Source organism: Nocardia sp. NPDC019323 (assembly GCF_044389845.1).
GTDB classification, from domain to species: Bacteria; Actinomycetota; Actinomycetes; order Mycobacteriales; family Mycobacteriaceae; genus Nocardia; species Nocardia implantans.
Window position 1 is genome coordinate 306,228 of sequence record NZ_JBIRYN010000002.1, and the last position, 16,556, is coordinate 322,783.

At 68.6% G+C, this 16,556-nt stretch carries 18 protein-coding genes; 13 read left to right on the forward strand and 5 right to left on the reverse strand.

Annotation, left to right across the window (positions count from 1 at the left end; all coding sequences use genetic code 11):
- Nucleotides 1-119: 119 nt before the first annotated feature.
- The gene (gene htpG / locus ACH49X_RS08910; RefSeq protein WP_195079637.1) at nt 120-2,078 is read right to left on the reverse strand and encodes a molecular chaperone HtpG; all 1,959 of its coding nucleotides are present in this window, start codon (nt 2,076-2,078) and stop codon (nt 120-122) included.
- Between the two features lie 26 nt (nt 2,079-2,104).
- On the reverse strand, nt 2,105-3,787 hold the full coding sequence (locus tag ACH49X_RS08915) for a TM0106 family RecB-like putative nuclease (RefSeq protein WP_357209322.1): 1,683 nt from the start codon (nt 3,785-3,787) through the stop codon (nt 2,105-2,107).
- Nucleotides 3,788-4,582: 795 nt separating this feature from the next.
- Between ACH49X_RS08915 and ACH49X_RS08920 the strand changes: the two genes are divergently transcribed.
- From ACH49X_RS08920 to rraA, 9 genes are all read left to right on the forward strand, one after another.
- Nucleotides 4,583-5,227: a DUF6474 family protein gene (locus ACH49X_RS08920; protein ID WP_195079636.1), complete on the forward strand. Its 645-nt coding sequence runs from the start codon at nt 4,583-4,585 to the stop codon at nt 5,225-5,227.
- 14 nt (nt 5,228-5,241) lie between these two features.
- Nucleotides 5,242-5,778, forward strand: a complete 537-nt coding sequence (locus ACH49X_RS08925; protein ID WP_357207630.1) for a hypothetical protein — start codon at nt 5,242-5,244, stop codon at nt 5,776-5,778.
- Nucleotides 5,779-5,818: 40 nt separating this feature from the next.
- Nucleotides 5,819-6,475: a YcnI family protein gene (locus tag ACH49X_RS08930; RefSeq protein ID WP_195079634.1), complete on the forward strand. Its 657-nt coding sequence runs from the start codon at nt 5,819-5,821 to the stop codon at nt 6,473-6,475.
- Nucleotides 6,472-7,011, forward strand: coding sequence for a copper resistance protein CopC (locus tag ACH49X_RS08935; RefSeq protein ID WP_195079633.1), 540 nt, complete (start codon nt 6,472-6,474; stop codon nt 7,009-7,011). The genes ACH49X_RS08930 and ACH49X_RS08935 overlap by 4 nt, the downstream gene beginning before the upstream one ends.
- 50 nt (nt 7,012-7,061) lie before the next feature.
- Entirely contained in the window at nt 7,062-7,970 is a 909-nt protein-coding gene (locus ACH49X_RS08940; protein WP_357207639.1) for a CopD family protein, read from the forward strand.
- Between the two features lie 80 nt (nt 7,971-8,050).
- Nucleotides 8,051-8,497 carry an SRPBCC family protein gene (locus tag ACH49X_RS08945; RefSeq protein ID WP_357207627.1) on the forward strand — a complete coding sequence of 149 codons (447 nt, stop codon included), beginning with the start codon at nt 8,051-8,053 and terminating at the stop codon, nt 8,495-8,497.
- Nucleotides 8,498-8,575: 78 nt separating this feature from the next.
- On the forward strand, nt 8,576-8,950 hold the full coding sequence (locus ACH49X_RS08950; protein WP_195079631.1) for a DUF5313 family protein: 375 nt from the start codon (nt 8,576-8,578) through the stop codon (nt 8,948-8,950).
- A gap of 50 nt (nt 8,951-9,000) precedes the next feature.
- Nucleotides 9,001-9,366: a DUF5313 family protein gene (locus tag ACH49X_RS08955; RefSeq protein WP_195043842.1), complete on the forward strand. Its 366-nt coding sequence runs from the start codon at nt 9,001-9,003 to the stop codon at nt 9,364-9,366.
- Between the two features lie 378 nt (nt 9,367-9,744).
- Entirely contained in the window at nt 9,745-10,233 is a 489-nt protein-coding gene (gene rraA / locus ACH49X_RS08960) for a ribonuclease E activity regulator RraA (RefSeq protein WP_195079630.1), read from the forward strand.
- A 35-nt stretch (nt 10,234-10,268) separates the two neighbouring features.
- On the opposite strand, the gene ACH49X_RS08965 is transcribed toward rraA, so the two are convergent.
- Complete coding sequence (locus ACH49X_RS08965) at nt 10,269-10,487, reverse strand: RNA-binding S4 domain-containing protein (RefSeq protein ID WP_039794186.1); 219 nt, start codon at nt 10,485-10,487, stop codon at nt 10,269-10,271.
- A gap of 303 nt (nt 10,488-10,790) precedes the next feature.
- Here ACH49X_RS08965 and lysX point away from each other — a divergent pair, with 303 nt between their 5' ends.
- Together lysX and ACH49X_RS08975 are read left to right on the forward strand one after the other, a co-directional pair.
- Complete coding sequence (gene lysX / locus ACH49X_RS08970) at nt 10,791-14,114, forward strand: bifunctional lysylphosphatidylglycerol synthetase/lysine--tRNA ligase LysX (RefSeq protein ID WP_195079629.1); 3,324 nt, start codon at nt 10,791-10,793, stop codon at nt 14,112-14,114.
- Between the two features lie 100 nt (nt 14,115-14,214).
- Nucleotides 14,215-14,427, forward strand: a complete 213-nt coding sequence (locus tag ACH49X_RS08975; protein WP_039794184.1) for a hypothetical protein — start codon at nt 14,215-14,217, stop codon at nt 14,425-14,427.
- Nucleotides 14,428-14,611: 184 nt separating this feature from the next.
- Here the strand turns inward: ACH49X_RS08975 and ACH49X_RS08980 are convergent, their stop codons facing one another.
- Nucleotides 14,612-14,764 (reverse strand): hypothetical protein, encoded by a 153-nt coding sequence (locus ACH49X_RS08980; protein WP_323124354.1) that lies wholly within the window; start codon nt 14,762-14,764, stop codon nt 14,612-14,614.
- Nucleotides 14,752-15,189 carry a Uma2 family endonuclease gene (locus tag ACH49X_RS08985; protein WP_323124353.1) on the reverse strand — a complete coding sequence of 146 codons (438 nt, stop codon included), beginning with the start codon at nt 15,187-15,189 and terminating at the stop codon, nt 14,752-14,754. The genes ACH49X_RS08980 and ACH49X_RS08985 overlap by 13 nt, the downstream gene beginning before the upstream one ends.
- An 89-nt stretch (nt 15,190-15,278) precedes the next feature.
- Between ACH49X_RS08985 and ACH49X_RS08990 the strand changes: the two genes are divergently transcribed.
- Together ACH49X_RS08990 and ACH49X_RS08995 are read left to right on the forward strand one after the other, a co-directional pair.
- A complete protein-coding gene (locus tag ACH49X_RS08990; RefSeq protein ID WP_357207624.1) occupies nt 15,279-15,893 on the forward strand; it encodes a histidine phosphatase family protein in 615 nt (204 codons plus the stop codon).
- Nucleotides 15,894-16,006: 113 nt separating this feature from the next.
- Entirely contained in the window at nt 16,007-16,366 is a 360-nt protein-coding gene (locus ACH49X_RS08995; RefSeq protein WP_195079627.1) for a hypothetical protein, read from the forward strand.
- Nucleotides 16,367-16,556: the final 190 nt, after the last annotated feature.

Sequence of the window (16,556 nt, forward strand, 5' to 3'; positions counted from 1 at the left end):
CCCAGTCCTGCGAATATGCCATCCCGCCGGTCACCGTAACCGCGAAATGGCCGAAACACCGCCGACCGCACCGGACGCGACCGGAGGACATCGTCGTTGCCCTCCGGTCGCGCGCGGACTCACAGGGTGCGGGTGAGCCGATCGGTGAGGATGTGCGCGAAGTGCGCCGGATCCTTCAACTCACCGCCCTCGGCGAGCACCGCCGTGCCGTACAGCAGCTCGGCGGTCTCCGACAGCTCGGTCGCCGTACCGGCGTCGGCCTCGTCCTTCTTGGCCGCGTACGCGTCGCGCAGACCGGTGACCAGCGGGTGGGTCGGGTTGAGCTCCAGAATCCGCTTGCTCTCCGGCAGCGCCTGACCCGAAGCGCGGTACATCCGCTCCAGCATGGGCGTGAAGTCGAACACGTCGCCGACCAGGCAGGCCGGAGAGGTGGTGAGCCGGTTGGTCAGGCGCACCTCCTTGACGTTCTGCTCCAGCGTCTTGCCCAGCCATTTCAGGACATCGGCGAAATCCTTGTCCTGCTGCTCGCGCAGCGCCTCGGAGGCTTTCTTCTCCTCCTCGGTCTCCAGATCGACCTCGCCCTTGGCGATGGACTGGAACGCCTTGCCGTCGAATTCCGGCACGGAACCGACCCACATCTCGTCCACCGGGTCGGTGAGGATCAGCACCTCGCGGCCCTTGGCCTTGAACGCCTCCAGATGCGGGGAGCTCTCGACCTGCTGACGGGTCTCGCCGGTCATGTAGTAGATGGTGTCCTGCCCCTCCGGCATCCGCTCCACGTACTGCGCCAGCGTGGTGAGCTCGGTCTCGGAGTTCGTCGAGGCGAACGAGGAAACCTGCAGGATGGTGTCGCGGTTGTCGAAGTCGGAGAGCAGGCCCTCCTTCAGGACGCGGCCGAATTCCTTCCAGAACGTCTGGTAGCTGGTCTGGTCCTCGGCGCCCTGCAGATCCTTGACCGTGGACAGCACCTTCTTCACCAGACGCTTGCGGATCATCTGGATCTGCCGGTCCTGCTGCAGGATCTCCCGGGAGACGTTGAGCGACAGATCCTGCGCGTCCACCACGCCCTTGACGAAGCGCAGGTACTCCGGCATGAGCTCTTCGCAGTTGTCCATGATGAACACGCGCTTCACGTACAGCTGGACGCCGCGCTTGTGCTCGCGGGTGAACAGGTCGAACGGCGCGTGCGAGGGGATGAACAGCAGCGCCTGGTATTCGAACGTGCCCTCGGCCTTCAGCGGGATGATCTCCAGCGGATCGTCCCAGCCGTGGCTGACGTGCTTGTAGAACTCCTTGTACTCCTCGTCGGAGACCTCGCTCTTGGGGCGCGTCCACAGCGCCTTCATGGAGTTGAGCGTCTGGTCCTCGAGGATCGTCTTCTCCTTGGCGTCCTCGCCTTCGCCCTCGGTGACGGTGCGCTCCACCTGCATGCGGATCGGCCAAGAGATGAAGTCGGAGTACTTCTTGACGATCTCGCGCAGCTTCCACTCCAGCGTGTAGTCGAAGAGGTGATCCTCTTCGTCCACCGGCTTGAGGTGCAACGCGACCGACGTGCCCTGCGGGGCCTCGTCGAGCTCCTCGATGGTGTAGGTGGAGCTGCCCGCGGTGGACTCCCACCGGGTGCCGGTGGTCTCGCCCGCGCGGCGGGTGGTCAGCGTGACCTTGTCGGCCACCATGAAGGTGGAGTAGAAACCGATGCCGAACTGGCCGATCAGCTCCTCGGCGGCGGCCTCGGACTTGGCCTCGTTCAGCTTCCTGCGCAGCTCGGCGGTACCGGACTTGGCCAGGGTGCCGATCAGGTCGACCACCTCGGCGCGCGACATGCCGATGCCGTTGTCCCGGACGGTCAGGATCCGGTTGTCCTTGTCGACCTCCAGCTCGATGTGCAAGTCGGAGGTGTCGACGTGCAGATCCTTGTCCCGGAAGGACTCCAGCCGCAGCTTGTCCAGCGCGTCGGAGGAATTCGAGATCAGCTCCCGCAGGAAGGTGTCCTTGTTGGAGTAGACGGAATGGATCATCAGCTCGAGCAGCTGATGGGTCTCTGCCTGGAACTCGAGTTGTTCGACGTGCTCTGTCACGTCGCGATGGTACCGCCGCGCGCGGACTACGGGCTCGAAGGTGGCGCCGCCGCGTAACCCGGGACCGTCCCGTGCGACCGCGCGCCGGGGAGCTGCTGGAAATCGGCGAGACCGGCGACCTCCGCGTCGGCGCGGGTGGTCATCCACTCGCGCAGCACTTGCGTGGCTCGGACGTCGTCCTCGTTGTACTCCAGCAACCGGGTGCGCTGGCCGGCGTCGGGCGCGGCGCCGTCGTAACCGACCGCGAGCCGGTACCAGCTCATCGACGCCTCGCCGCTGGCCTCAGGATCACGCCAGGAGAACCCGGCGACCGGCGCGATCTTCTTCAAACCCTTGCCGTTCGGGCAGATGAATTGGTCGGACACGGCTTGGAACATGTCCACCCACTGCGGGCCGTCGACGAACGCGCGCACTTGCTCCACGGTCGGCACGCCGGGGCGGCCCGCGAACCGGCGCGCCGACTCGTACAGCCACTTGTCTTCCGCCGTGCGCGAATAGCAGTACGCGGCGAACGTCTTGCCCGCCGCGGCGGCCTCGGCGCGCACCGTCATCAGCCAGGTCCAGAACTCGCCGAAGGAGCGGCCCTCGTCCTCGGTGGGCAGCGGGTCCCAGGTGACGAACGGGCGATACACGCCGTTCAGCAGCGTCCCCCACAGATACGCGCCGTGCTCCTGGAAGCTCTCCAGATCGACGTCGACCTCCACGTCCGCCCGCCGGACCCACACCTTCTCGACCCGCCGCACCAGCGGCGCGCCCGCGATCCACGCCCGCGCGGTGACCACGGCCTCGTCGAACGGGCCGTGCTGCCAGTCCTCCGGCTCATCACCCGCCCACGCGGCGAGCTCGTCGATGGTCTCGACGCCGTTCCTGCGCAGCACCTCGGCCCGGGAGCCTGGCGCGACCAGGCTGACGTCGCGATGCTCGATCAGCCAGCTCTCGCAGCTCGGGCCGTCGATCCCGCGCGTCCACCACGGGCACTGCCTGCACTCGGGCACCTTCGACGGGACGGTGGGCAGCTCGCCGCGCACCACCGCGATGCGGTCGGCGTAGCGGCGGTCGTAGTCGTCGAGCAGGGGCGCCAGATCGTGCACCAGGATGCGATCGAAATCGAAGCCGATGACCCCGCCGACCAGCGCGGGACTGGCCAGGCCGTGCCGTTGCAGCATCCGGTGCAGATGGGCGAGCCGCTGCTGGTCGCGGGGCTGCTGGCGTAGCTTGCGGCGCGGATCCGGTTGCGGGTCCCAGTGATACGGGTCCGAGGTGGTGGGGTGGAAATCGGCCGGTTCGGGTTGCCGCGGGTCGGTCACCTTGTGGTTCACCACGATGATCGGGATGTAGCCGCCGCGGTCGGCGTCGCGAAGCAGGATCTCCGACCCGCCGCGCCTGCCGGTGTCCGGCTCCTGCGGGAGCAGCCCGCCCCAGATGTGCCGTGCGCCGGCTCGGCACGCGCGCATCGTCGCCTCGGCGCGCTCGGCGGCGCGCAGCCGGGCATCGATCACCACCCAGGCATCGGGGTCGGCGCCGACCAGCGCGTCGCGCACCCGGGCGCGGTGCGCGGCCGCGGCGTCCCTGCGCTGGCGTACGCCCGCGTCCTCGATGATTCCCGCCAGCGCGTCCGGGTGGGCGGCGTCCAGATGCAGGCGATGTCGGCAGCCGATCAGCGATCTGGCATCGATGAAGGCGGTCGGCACGTCGGTGGCCCGATCCACGGCCGTTCCGTTGCGCTTGCGACCATCCCGGTCACCGATGTCCGAATCCACGCTAAGCAGTATGGTCCCCTCCCCCGACAGTGTTTAATTCCAGCGCCTGCGGCGCTGGGTGTTCGCGGCCCCTTTGTGGCTCGCGTCCGAGCGACCGCCGCTGGCGACTGCGTCGCGGACGCGGCGGCCGCTCGGACGCGAGCCGGGCCGCGAACGGCGGATGCTCGGTCTCGCTTCGCTCGAAAGACTGGGTTGCGGTGCGCTGAGCGCGTAGGGCGGCAACCTTGATATTCGCCGCTCGGCCATTGCCCATCGCCCATTGCCCATCGCGTCGGGCCGCGCGTGATGAAGTCACCTACTTGGAACTGGGGTGGTTCTCGGTCTTCTTCGCTCGCAAGACGTAGCCGAGCTGGGGTGGGGGTGTATCGCGGCAAGGCCGCAGCACCGTAGGCCACGCGCCAGTTGCGTCGATCCCACCCCCCACAGAGCCATTTCGCTTCCAGCCAACTCGCTGCCCCGGCTGCGTGGTTCCGGCTACGTGGTTCCGGCATCGCTGCTGTTTGTGGACGATATGCGGCCGGTGCGGCGTGACCGATGGGCGCCGGTCGGCACGCCGTCGTGGGGAGACGGGGGTCCGGCGGAGCGATCGCTCGGCGGCGCTGGGAACCGCCAGCGCGCTGGCCGCACTACCCTCGCAGCTGACGGCCGGGAACCGATAGGGTGTCGGCAAAGCGTGTGACATGGGCGGACGGGCTTCCCCGGCGTCGTACTGCCATGGTGAACCAGCATGACGGAGGGCCTTCGATGGGGTTGTTCACGAAGCGCAAGCGGCGGCCGAGCCGCAGGGCCGAGGCGAAAGCCCTCAAGCACAAGGCCGCGATGGAGGCCAAGCTCGTCGCGAAGAACGACCGCAAGGCGCGCCGCGCCGAGGCCCGCACCCAGCGCAAGGTCGCCAAGGCGCAGATCGCGGCGTTCCAGGCGGAGGAGAAGGCCGCGCTGAAGGTGGCGGCCAAGGCCGAGCGCGATCCGTTCAGCGCCGGTCAGGTGAAGAAATATCTCGGCGTGGCCCGGGTGCTCATCCCGGTGCTCGCTCCGCTCGCCTACCGGGGCGCGACCTTCCTGCGCGGGCAGCTCGACACCCGCCGCGCCCAGCAGCTCGGCGTCGGCATCGACCAGCTCGGCGACTTCACCGGGCACGGCGCCAAACTGCAAGCCCGGATCACGAATGCCGAAGCGGCGCTGGCGAAGATCGGCTCGCAGAACGGCAAGGACAAGGGCGAGGCCCAGAAGTTCGTCGCCGCCACCAAGGACCGCCTCGGCAGCCTGACGGCCGCCGTGCACACCTCCGAACAGATGCCGGCCAATCGCCGCCGTTCGGTGCACGCGTCGATCTCCCACGAGCTGTCCGGGATCGAGTCGGACATCCTCGCCCGGCTCGGCGTGCGCTGAGCTTCCCTGTCCCGATGTCCGCGCACCCGATCACCGGCCACCTGCGTGGCGGCCTGGTCGGCGTGCTCGTCGGCGTGCTGGCCGTGGCCGCACACGGCGCGGCGGGCGGCGGTGCCCCCGGCTCCACCGAGCTGACGCTGCTGTTGCTGATCGCCGCCGGAGTCGGCTCGGCCGCGGCGACCGCGCGGGCGTGCTCGCGCCCGTCCGTCGTGGCCGGGCTGCTCGGCGCGGGCCAGCTGCTGAGCCACGCGGCGCTGTCGGTGCTGGTCGGCCACGATCATTCCGGAACCGTCGGCGGGGCAACGGGTATCCCACTGCCCACGGGATGGATGCTGCTCGCGCACACTGTCGCGACGGTCGCTTGCGCGGCTCTCATCGTCCTGGCCGAACGGCTTTTCACCGCCGCCTCCGGTGCGCTTCGCGTGATATTGGCTCCGCCGCGGCGGGCGCGAATCGCGGGCGCGCCGCTCGCGGCCGCTCCCGGCCTTCCCCCCTATCGCTGCGCGCCGCTGGGTGCGTGCGGTCCTCGTGCGCCGCCGGTGCCGGTCTGATCCGCCGACACCCCTTCCCGTACGCACAGGAGACCTCAGCATGCCCACCTCGATTTCGCGCGCCGTCACGACGACGGTCGCCACAACCGCACTGGTCCTGCTCGCAGGCGGCGCCGCCGAAGCACACGTCACAGTGGACGCGCCCGGCGCGGCACAAGGCGGATACGCCGTCGCCACCTTCCGGGTGCCCACCGAATCGGACACCGCGAGCACCACCGCGCTCACCGTCACCGTGCCCAACCTGAAATCCGCTCGGACCGAACCTGTTCCCGGCTGGTCGGCCAAGGTCGAACGCAACGACAAGAAGGAGATCACCGCGATCACCTGGACCGCCGATCCCGGCGCGCCTGGCATCCCGCCCGGCCAGTTCCAGCGTTTCGCGGTCTCCGTCGGCCCGCTGCCCGCGCTGGATTCGGTCAGCTTCCCCGCCGAGCAGACCTACTCCGACGGCAAGGTGGTCAGCTGGGATCAGCCGGTCCAGAAGGGCGGCGACGAACCCGAACATCCGGCCCCGTCGATCACCCTGGCCGCCGCGAAGGACGACGGGGACGGGCACAAAGTGAGCAGCGAGGCCGCGGACGAGGAGGATGAGCACGAAGACGAGACCGCGCGCTGGCTCGGCGGAATCGGTCTCGCGCTCGGCCTGCTCGGTGTCGCCCTCGGCCTCGGCAACGTGATCCGCGGGCGGCGCGCATGATCCGCCGGCTCCTGGCCGCCCTCGTGGCCGGCCTGTTCCTGCTCGCATTCGGCATCGCCGCGACCGGTGTCGCCGCCGCGCACTCCGCGGCCACCGGCAGCGTCCCGGAGGACAACGCGACCGTGGACGCGGGTCCCGACCGCGCCAGCGTCACGTTCAACGAGGAACTACAGCCCAGCTTCCCGTCACTCACCGTCGTCGGGCCGGACGGCAATCTGTGGTCGAAGGGTGATCCGGTGGTCGAGGGCAAGACGGTCAGCGTCGCCCTGGGCGAGCTCGGCCCGGTGGGCGAATACACCATCGCCTATCGGGTGACCTCCGCCGACGGGCACCCGGTCAGCGGCAAGCGGCACTTCACGCTCGGCAAGCCGGGCAACGGCACGCCGGGACCCAAACCGAACGCGAAGGCGAACGACAGTTCGGACGGCTCGGACGGGATTCCGCTGTGGGTGTTCGTCGTCGGCGCGGTCGTGCTGTTCGGTGGCGGGCTCGCGTTCGCGTTGTTCGGCGGCAGGAGCCGCGGCCAGAAGCGGTGAGCAACGTGAAGACCGGCGGCCGGGACGGCGCGCGGCGCGCGCCCGGCCGGATGCCATGGCCCGCGGTGCTGCTGACCTTCCCGGCCGGGCTGCTCGGCGTCGCACTCGCCTGGGTCCTGATCCTGCCGGGCCCGCTGCCCGGCGAGGCCGTGGTCCGAGTGGTGGCCGACGGCGTGGGGGCCACTTCGCTGGGATTGGCCGCGCTGCCGAGGGTCGCGCCGCGCTTGCGGACACCCTGGCGGCTGCTTGCGGTGCTCGCCGGGATCTGGGCGGTCGCGGAATTCGCCGTGTTGATCTTCGAGGCGGCCGATGTGGTTGGCGTTCCGGTAGGTGAACTCGGCGCAGGCGAGTTCGGCACCTATCTGGTCGACGTCAGCGGCGGACAGGTCGGGCTCGCGATCCTGGCCGGCGTCGCGACGGTGGCCGGTGGGTCGGCGCTGGCCTTCCGGCGGCCCGAGTCCGCCTCCGCCGACCTGGTGCTGGTGTTCGCGGCGGTCGCGCTGGCGTTGCGGCCGATCACCGGGCACATGTCGCAGCAGGCGTTCGGGTCGGTGCTCGCCGCGGTGCACGCGTTGGCGGCGGGCGCCTGGTTCGGGTTGCTGATCGCGCTGGCGCTGGTCGTGCGGACCCGCGGCGAGTGGGCGGTCGTGCTGCCGAGGTACTCGGCGGTGGCGCTGCCGCTGGTGGCGGTCGTGGCGGCGACGGGGCTGCTCAACGGGCTGATCCGGGTCGGAGGGCTTGCTCCGTTCGTCAGCACCGGCTACGGCCGGATCCTGCTCGCCAAGACCGTGGTGCTGCTCGGGTTGCTGGCGCTCGGCTGGTGGTGGCGGCGCAGTTGGGTGCCGAAGGCGGCCGACCACCGGATGGACGCGAAGGACTCGCTGCGCCGCGCGGTAACCGAGGTGGTCGTGATGGCGCTGGCCTTCGGCCTCGCCGCGGCCCTCGCGGTGACGGCCTGAGCCGCGCCGCCGTGGTGCGGCTCCGGCCATGCGCGAGGCTGAGGACGGACCACGTCCGGCCGCACCGTTATGGTCTGCGCATGACCGAAGTGAAGATCGTCGCGGATTGCGCCGCCCCGGCGGAGTCCGCGTTCGCCTACGTGAACGACTACCGGAACCTGTCGCGGTTCCTGCACGGTATCCAGTCCTTCACTCCGGTCGGCGAGCAGACCGAGGGCGTCGGCGCCACCTTCGACGGGCACATGAAGCTGGGGCCCGCCTCGCTGAAGTCGCGGATCCGCGTGGTGCGCTGGGAGAAGGACTTCGCCATCGGCGTCGAGTCCATCAAAGGTTTCGACGTCGAGTCCACGTTCTTGTTCCACCCGAAGGGCGACGGCTTGTGCACCGTCGACGCGATCGTGGACTACCGGGTGCCCGGTGGTCTGGCCGGGCGAGCGCTCGGCAAGACCATCGAGCCCTTCGTCAAGATCGCCGTGCAGCACACGACGAACAATCTGGTCTCCCAGATAGCCGCCTTCGGTGTCTGATTTCCAGCGCCTACGGCGCTGGGTGTTCGAACAGTGCTCCGGTTGCGCGGCTGACGGCCGGATCGGGATGCTGGAGGCGTGAGCGCTACACCCTCGTTCGGCCAGCGGATCGGTTATATCTTCGGCCGCACCCTGCCCGCATCGATGTCCGATTGGGTGCGGGAGGATCTGGTCGGGCCGGGCGCCACGCGGCGTTACCTGCTGCGATTCCTGGTGCCGGTGCTTCCGCCGCTGATGCTGTTCCTGTTGCTGCCGGGTCCGTTGTGGATGGGTCTGGCGATGATGGCGCTGCTGTACATCCCGCTGATCTACTTCACGGTGGCGCTGCTGTACGTCTACCGGCGTCATCGGCTGATCAAGCACGGTCTCGACCCCGCGCTCGCGGACGCCGACGCCCGCCGGCGTGGCGAGCGCGAACGCTTGGACTACGAGCGCAGACACGGACGCGGTTGAGCCGTATCGAGACCTGGCGGTGGCTTATATCACAGGCATAGCCTAGAGGTATGAAAACCCCCACCTTCAGGCAACGGGTCGCCTACGACCTGGGCCGCGAGCTCCCCGAGGAGCTGCACGAGTGGGTCATTCACGACCTCGTCGGACACGGGGCCATGGAGCGCTATCTCGTCCGTTTCATCGGGCCGATCCTCCCGTTCCTCGCCCTGGTGCTGCTGTTCCCCGGGCCGATGCCCCTGAAGATCGGCTTGATCGTGATGATGATCGTCCCGCTGGTCGTCTTCACGGTCGCGCTGAGCTACGTCTGGCGCCGCTTCCGCCTGTTCCAGCACGGACTCGACCCCGAACTGGTCGACCACGGCAAGTGCACCGAACACGACCGCGACCTGTACGAACTGCGCTACGGCCACAGATAACGCCGCCGATCGATGAGAAGTACGCGCGTCGAGAGCCACGCGCGAAGATCTCTCACGGTCCGAATCCCTCGCAGACCCGTTCGCCGTCGCAGCATCGAAGCCATTCCCGGCCGATCACAGCATCCCGATCACCGCACGGCTCCCATCCGAACGACCGCCAGGTCAGCGCCGGGCGATCTCCGCTGACCGCCCTGACAGCACCACCCTCATCCGCGCACACCGAGTCCGGACCTGGGACACCTACGCGCCCAGCGCACCCCCACCACCGGTTCCGAGCGAAGCGAGACCGAGCATCCGCCGTTCGCGGCGCCGCAGGCGCTGGAAAAACAAACACAGCCCCGCGAACGCTCGACTGCGCGGGCGCTGGAGAATAACCCCATGCCCGAATCGCAGAATGTAATCGCCACCGCCGACCTGGCCGACGAGATCGGCCCGGAGATCCGCAGCTGCGACACGCAGTTCATCCAGTTCGGCGGGCGTGCCGCGTTCTCCGGACGCATCACCACGATCCGTTGCTTCCAGGACAATCTGCTGGTCAAGCAGACGCTCGGCGAGCCGGGCGAGGGCAAGGTGCTGGTTGTCGACGGCGGCGCGAGCGTACACACGGCGCTGGTCGGCGACATCATCGCCGGGCGCGGTGTCGAGAACGGCTGGGCGGGCGTGATCGTCAACGGGGCCGTGCGCGACTCCGCCATCCTGCGCACCCTGGACATCGGCATCAAGGCGCTGGGCACCAACCCGCGCAAGAGCACGCAGACCGGTAGCGGCGAGCGCGACGTCGCGGTGGAGTTCGGCGGGGTGACCTTCGTCCCCGGCGACATGCTCTACAGCGATCACGACGGCATCGTGGTGCGCGCCGAGGACTGAGCCGGCCGGCGGCGCGGCCGGGTCTGTCCGGCCGCTCAGGCGGACACGATCGCCTTGTGACCGGCGAGCGCGACCACGTCACCGATGTGCAGTTGCCTGCCGCGCCGCAGTTCCACCTCGTCGTTCACCCGCACCAATCCGGCGGCGATCACCGTCTTCGCCTCCGAACCGGAATCGATCAGGTTGGCCAGCTTCAGAAACTGGCCGAGCCGAATAACGTCGTCATCGATCGGTACTTCGACTGGTTCCGACATGGGTTGAATACTTACTCCCCCATCCGAACTCGCCGAACACCGCCCCAGCTTCCCAGCGATCTCCGGGCAACTTATGCCGCACTCGCGCTCCGCGCAGAAATCGGACCGTCTCCACCGTATGCACCGAATTCACGCCGATTTGGCCGGCCGCTCCGCCCAGGTCGGCGCGGAATCACGAAACTTCGTCGTCGAGCCGTCCCGGCGGGAAACGTACCGCGCCGGACTCCGGACCGCGCGAACACCGAACAAACACGCGCGCCGCAGGCTTGGCAAATCCGACACACTCACGTACACACTGGTTCCGTGACCTCCACGCAAGCCCAGCAACACCTCGACACCGCGCCACCCGCGGATAAACCGACTCCGCCGGTTCCACACCGTGGTCACGGACGCCTTTCGGAAGTGCCGCATATCGCGGGATTGACGCTCGGTGTATTCGCGGTGCTGTGCTTCCTCTGGAGCCTCTCCCCCGCGCTGCGTTTCCTGACCCAGGTGCCGCGCCGCTATATCGATGCCTATTACTTCGACGCGCCGGACACGAACTTGATGTGGGCGCTGGTGGTCGGGCTGACAGCCGGTGCGATCGCCAGCCGCAAACGGATCGCCTGGTGGTTGCTGATCGGTTATCTGACGCTCTACACGGTGGTCAACGCCATCGCCTTCGCCGAGCGCGGCAGCATTCACGCGCTGGTGGCGATGGTGCTGCACTCGGCCGTGATCGGCGTGCTCATCGCGGCGTGGCCGGAGTTCTACACCAAGGTGCGCCGCGGCGCCGGGTGGAAGGCGCTCGGCGTGCTGGTCGGTGGACTGGCGATCGGCGCGCTACTGGGCTGGGGGCTGGTGGAGCTGTTCCCAGGCAGTCTTCCGCCGGGCCTGCAGCGGCCGGGATGGGCGGTCTACCGGGTGACCGCGGCGGTGCTGGCGGAGAACGAGCGCTTCGACGGACATCCGCGACCGTTCGTCAACTTCCTGCTCGGCCTGTTCGGCGCTGTCGCGCTGCTGGCGGCGGTGATCATCCTGCTGCGCTCCCAACGCGCGGCGAACGCGATGACCGGCACCGACGAGTCGGCGCTGCGCGGGCTGCTGGAGCGCTCGGACGTGGAGGATTCGCTCGGCTACTTCGCCACCCGCCGGGACAAGGCGGTGGTGTTCGCCCCCAGCGGCAAGGCGGCGGTGACCTATCGGGTGGAACTGGGCGTCTCCTTGGCCAGTGGCGACCCGATCGGCATCCGCGAGGCGTGGCCGCAGGCCATCGATGCCTGGCTGCGTCAGGCCGATCAATTCGGCTGGGCGCCCGCGGTGATGGGCGCCAGCGAACTCGGTGCGACGGCGTACCGGCGCGCGGGCCTTTCCGCGCTGCGTCTCGGCGACGAGGCGATTCTGGACACCAGGAACTTCTCGCTGGCGGGACCCGAGATGAAGCCGGTCCGCCAGGCCGCGAACCGGCTGCGCAAACACGGTGTCGTGGTCCGCATCCGCAGGCATCGCGATATCCCCGCCGAGGAGTTCCCCCGGATCATCGCCCGCGCCGACGCCTGGCGCGACACCGAGACCGAACGCGGGTTCTCCATGGCGCTGGGCAGACTGGGCGACCCGCTGGACGGCGACTGCCTGCTGGTGGAGGCGGTCAATCCGCAGGACCGGGTGCTCGGCATGCTGTCGCTGGTGCCGTGGGGCCGCACCGGCGTCTCGCTGGAGCTGATGCGCCGCGATCCAGGGGGTCCCAACGGCGTGATGGAGCTGATGATCTCGCAGCTCGCGCTGAACTCGGAGCTGTACGGCATCACCAAGGTGTCGCTGAACTTCGCGGTGTTCCGCTCGGTGTTCGAGGAGGGCGGCCGGATCGGGGCCGGTCCCGTGCTGCGCTTGTGGCGCGGCGTGCTGCTGTTCTTCTCCCGCTGGTGGCAGCTGGAGGCGCTGTATCGCTCGAACGTGAAGTACCAGCCGCACTGGGTGCCCCGGTTCTTCCTGTTCGAAGAGCGCAGACAGCTCCCGCGCGTCGCGGTGGCCAGCGCGCTGGCCGAAGGCTTCCTGCCGCGGTTCGGCAAGGAGCCGGACACCGCGATACACACCGGTGAGCATGTCGCTGTGCCCGCGACCGTGACGGGTCTGCACGCCGACGGCAGCCCGCCGGACCTGCCCGAAATCGAGGACGCCGAACAGTTGCCGCGCAGGCCGGAACAGGTCCGCGTTCGCATGGACAAACTGGCTCGGCTGGCGGAATCCGGCATCGATCCTTACCCGGTCGCCTACCCGCCGACACATACCGTCGCCGACGCGCGACGTTCCCCGCGCGGCACCACGGTCCGCGTTTGCGGCAGGCTGCTGCGCATCCGCGACTACGGCGGCGTGATCTTCGCGGTGGTCCGGGACTGGACCGACGACATCCAGCTGGTCATCGATCGCGACCGGGTCGGGGCCGCACGCAGCGCCGAGTTCGGCGAGTTCTTCGACCTGGGCGACCTGATCGAGGTGAGCGGTCAGATCGGGGCCAGCAGGCGCGGTGAGCTGTCGCTGCTCGCGGCGGACTGGCGGATGCTGGGCAAATGCCTGCACCCCTTGCCGGACAAGTGGAAAGGGCTGGCCGACCCCGAGGCCAGGGTGCGGCAGCGCTACGTGGACATGGCGATCAACACCGAGATCCGCGAAGTGCTGGCCAAGCGCAGCGCGGTGGTGCGCTCGCTGCGTGATTCGCTGAACTCCCTCGGCTACCTGGAAGTGGAGACGCCGATCCTGCAACAGGTGCACGGCGGCGCCAACGCCACTCCGTTCCTCACCCACATCAACGCCTACGATCTCGACCTGTACCTGCGCATCGCTCCCGAGCTGTATCTGAAGCGGCTGTGTGTCGGCGGCATGGAGAAGGTGTTCGAGATCGGGCGCACCTTCCGCAACGAGGGCGTCGACTTCAGCCACAATCCGGAGTTCACCATTCTCGAGGCCTACGAGGCGCACAGCGACTACGAGCGCATGATGCACACCTGCCGGAGGCTGATCCAGAACGCCGCGATCGCGGCCAACGGCGCCATGGTGGCCCTGCGGCCCAAGGGCGACGGCACCTTCGAAGAGGTGGACATCTCCGGCGACTGGCGGGTGCGGACGGTGCACGGCGCGGTGTCGGACGCGGTCGGCGCGGAGATCACCCCCGAGACCGATGTCGAGGAGTTGCGCGCGCTGTGCGAAAAGGCCGAGGTGCCCTGTCAGCACGGCTGGGACGCCGGTCAGGTGGTGCTGGAAATGTACGAGCACCTGGTCGAATCCCGCACCGAGGAACCGACTTTCTACATCGACTTCCCTACCTCGGTGTCCCCCTTGACCAGGCAGCACCGCAGCATTCCCGGCGTGACCGAGCGCTGGGACCTGGTCGCCTGGGGCGTCGAACTCGGCACCGCCTACAGCGAACTCACCGACCCCGTCGAGCAGCGCCGCAGGCTCACCGAGCAGTCGCTGCTCGCGGCCAACGGTGATCCGGAGGCGATGGAGCTGGACGAGGACTTCCTGCAGGCGCTCGAGCACGCGATGCCGCCGACCGGCGGGCTCGGCATGGGCGTCGACCGCGTCGTCATGCTGATCACCGGACGCAGCATTCGCGAGACACTGCCGTTCCCCTTGGTGAAACCACGCTGATCGAGCCTTCGGCCCGGAAGGGTTCTCATCGATCGAATCGGACCGCTACTCTAGGAGTTTCGGCCCCGGGAGGAGGCCGCTACACCAAAGGGGTTCCGATATGTACCTTGACCTGCTGACAAACGCGAGTCTGCTGGACCATTCCGTGTGGGCCAGCCCCGACACGTGGAACTCCGCGCTCGAGCTGGCCGCCAAAAAGAAGAAGAGCAGGGGCGGCGGCGGCCTGATCATCGGCGCGCTCTGCTGCCTGCTGGTGGTCGCGCTCATCATCGGCGGCATCTACCTGCTGACCAAGCGCAGGAAGAACAACTGACGGCAGACTTCGACGGCCCTGGCTCGGCCCATACGAACCGGGGCGTCGATTCGCACCACCCTTGCTGTGGTCTGAAGCACGCTCGTACGCCGTCTCCGCAGCAGCGCGACCCGTCCGTGCGGGCGCCCGTGGTTCGACCGAATGAATGCCCTAGCGCGCTCGCCCGAAGCCGAACCGATCGTTTCTAAAGCCGATCGATCTCGGTGAGATCGATATCCAGATCGAACGGCACGGTGAGCTTCAGGCGATCGTGGTGAATTCCGGTAAGCGCGTACGTCTTCGTGGCTGGATCGAGTACGTAGACGTAGACGACCGGGCGGCCATCTACGTTCTCCACTCGCCAGAAGTGAGCGATGCCTGCGCGAGCATAAAGCTGCGGTTGCGCTCCCGATCACGAGTACGCGATTCGGCGGACACCACCTCGGCTGCCAACACGACATCATCGGCGCGGTAGGTAGTCAGTTCGGGGCCGCCGACGCTTTCGGCGTGGATCACGACAATGTCCGGTTCCGGCCGCTGATCCCGCCCGAGAGTCACAGTCATTTCCCGTCGCACGCGCAGTTGCGGAGGGGCGAGGCGGCGCAGAGCGGAGTCGAGCAATGTAATGACCAACATATGGAACTGCGCCTGCGGACTCGCGAAGACGAGACTCCCGTCGATCAGCTCGGTGTGCGGGGGAAGGTCTGGCAGGCGATCGAGATCCTCGGCGGCGAACCCGCCCGGCGGCGGGCGCAGCCACTGCGGAAACGGCTCGACGGTCATGGTTCGAGTATGTCACCCCCTGATGGGTCGGACGAAGGGTTGACGGGGCCGGATCGAATGGGCCACGGGCATCCGGCAGAGTGGGGCGGGTGCAGTTGATTCTCGTTCGCCATGCCCAGCCGGTCCGGATGCTCAGCACGGGTGGGCCCGCCGATCCGGAGTTGGCCCCGGTGGGACTGGAGCAGGCCGAGCGGGTGCCTGCCGCGCTCGGTCATCACCGGATTTCCCGGGTGGTGAGCAGCCCGCAGCGCCGGGCTCGGGAGACGGCCGCGCCGACCGCGGCGAAACTGGGGCTCGGCGTCGAGGTCGTCGACGACCTCGCCGAATACGATCGCGATCTCCCGGCCTACATCCCCATCGAAGACGCCAAGGTCGAGTTCCGCGACGCCTATGACCGGATCGAGGCCGGGCATCTTCCGGCGCAGGTGGACGGTGCGGCGTTCAAGGCCAGGGTGCACGCCGCGGTCACCGGCATCGTCGCGGCCACCGATCCGGCCGACACGGTGGTCGTGTTCGCGCACGGCGGTGTGATCAACGTGCTGCTGCAAGAGGTCCTCGGGCTGGAACGGCCGCTGACCTTCCCTATCGACTACTGCTCGATCACCCGCGTCCTGTTCTCCCGCACCGGCCGTCGCACGGCCGCGACCGTCAACGAGAACGGGCACGTCTGGGATCTGCTGCCGCGCAATATCGCCGCGCGCTGAGCACTCACAGCCGATTACCAGGCGTATCGAACCGGTGTCCCAGTCACGGAATCTGAGATAGGACACGTGAGCCGCTCCGATCGGCGGCCCACGGTCCCAACGAAAGGAATTCCGTGTCGCTTCTCGAAACTGCCACGCCACTGCGGCGTCTGGCCCGTGTGGCCGTCGCCGGTGCGCTGATCGCCGTCCCCCTGGCCGCTCTGGCGACGACCGCGTCCGCCGAAACCCCGGCAGCGCCGGGCGTGGTGCAGGTCGTGGACGCACCGCAGCAGGTCGCCGACCACGACCGCGATTTCGACCGGGACGGACGGCACGACGATCAGGGTCGTGGACCGGACAACGGCCCAGGGCACGGTCCCGACAACGGCCCGGGTCGTGGCCCGGACAACGGACCCGGCCGTGGACCGAACGACGGCCCGAGGCAGGATGGCCCGGCGCCGCAGCAGTTCCTGCCGCCGACCGGGTCGAGCTGACCCGGCCGGTCACATCGCAACCGCAGGGCCCGTCTCCTCGTTCGGAGGCGGGCCCTGCGGGTTTCGGCGCCTGTCCAGGCCATTCCTGCGATCCCGCTGGGCATCCAGGAGATCGCCGTCGAAGCGCGGCCCCCAATGAGAATGGCAGGTCTGGGATCCCTTGCGCGGCATTATCACTAGGCGGCGAGAA

What these genes read in the sequence shown, in the direction of transcription:
- ACH49X_RS08920 (WP_195079636.1), top strand. Translation starts at nt 4,583, where the DNA reads ATGGGGTTGTTCACGAAGCGCAAGCGGCGGCCGAGCCGCAGGGCCGAG.
- ACH49X_RS08925 (WP_357207630.1), top strand. Translation starts at nt 5,242, where the DNA reads ATGTCCGCGCACCCGATCACCGGCCACCTGCGTGGCGGCCTGGTCGGC.
- ACH49X_RS08930 (WP_195079634.1), top strand. Translation starts at nt 5,819, where the DNA reads ATGCCCACCTCGATTTCGCGCGCCGTCACGACGACGGTCGCCACAACC.
- ACH49X_RS08935 (WP_195079633.1), top strand. Translation starts at nt 6,472, where the DNA reads ATGATCCGCCGGCTCCTGGCCGCCCTCGTGGCCGGCCTGTTCCTGCTC.
- ACH49X_RS08940 (WP_357207639.1), top strand. Translation starts at nt 7,062, where the DNA reads ATGCCATGGCCCGCGGTGCTGCTGACCTTCCCGGCCGGGCTGCTCGGC.
- ACH49X_RS08945 (WP_357207627.1), top strand. Translation starts at nt 8,051, where the DNA reads ATGACCGAAGTGAAGATCGTCGCGGATTGCGCCGCCCCGGCGGAGTCC.
- ACH49X_RS08955 (WP_195043842.1), top strand. Translation starts at nt 9,001, where the DNA reads ATGAAAACCCCCACCTTCAGGCAACGGGTCGCCTACGACCTGGGCCGC.
- rraA (WP_195079630.1), top strand. Translation starts at nt 9,745, where the DNA reads ATGCCCGAATCGCAGAATGTAATCGCCACCGCCGACCTGGCCGACGAG.
- ACH49X_RS08965 (WP_039794186.1), bottom strand. Translation starts at nt 10,487, where the DNA reads ATGTCGGAACCAGTCGAAGTACCGATCGATGACGACGTTATTCGGCTC.
- ACH49X_RS08975 (WP_039794184.1), top strand. Translation starts at nt 14,215, where the DNA reads ATGTACCTTGACCTGCTGACAAACGCGAGTCTGCTGGACCATTCCGTG.
- ACH49X_RS08985 (WP_323124353.1), bottom strand. Translation starts at nt 15,189, where the DNA reads ATGACCGTCGAGCCGTTTCCGCAGTGGCTGCGCCCGCCGCCGGGCGGG.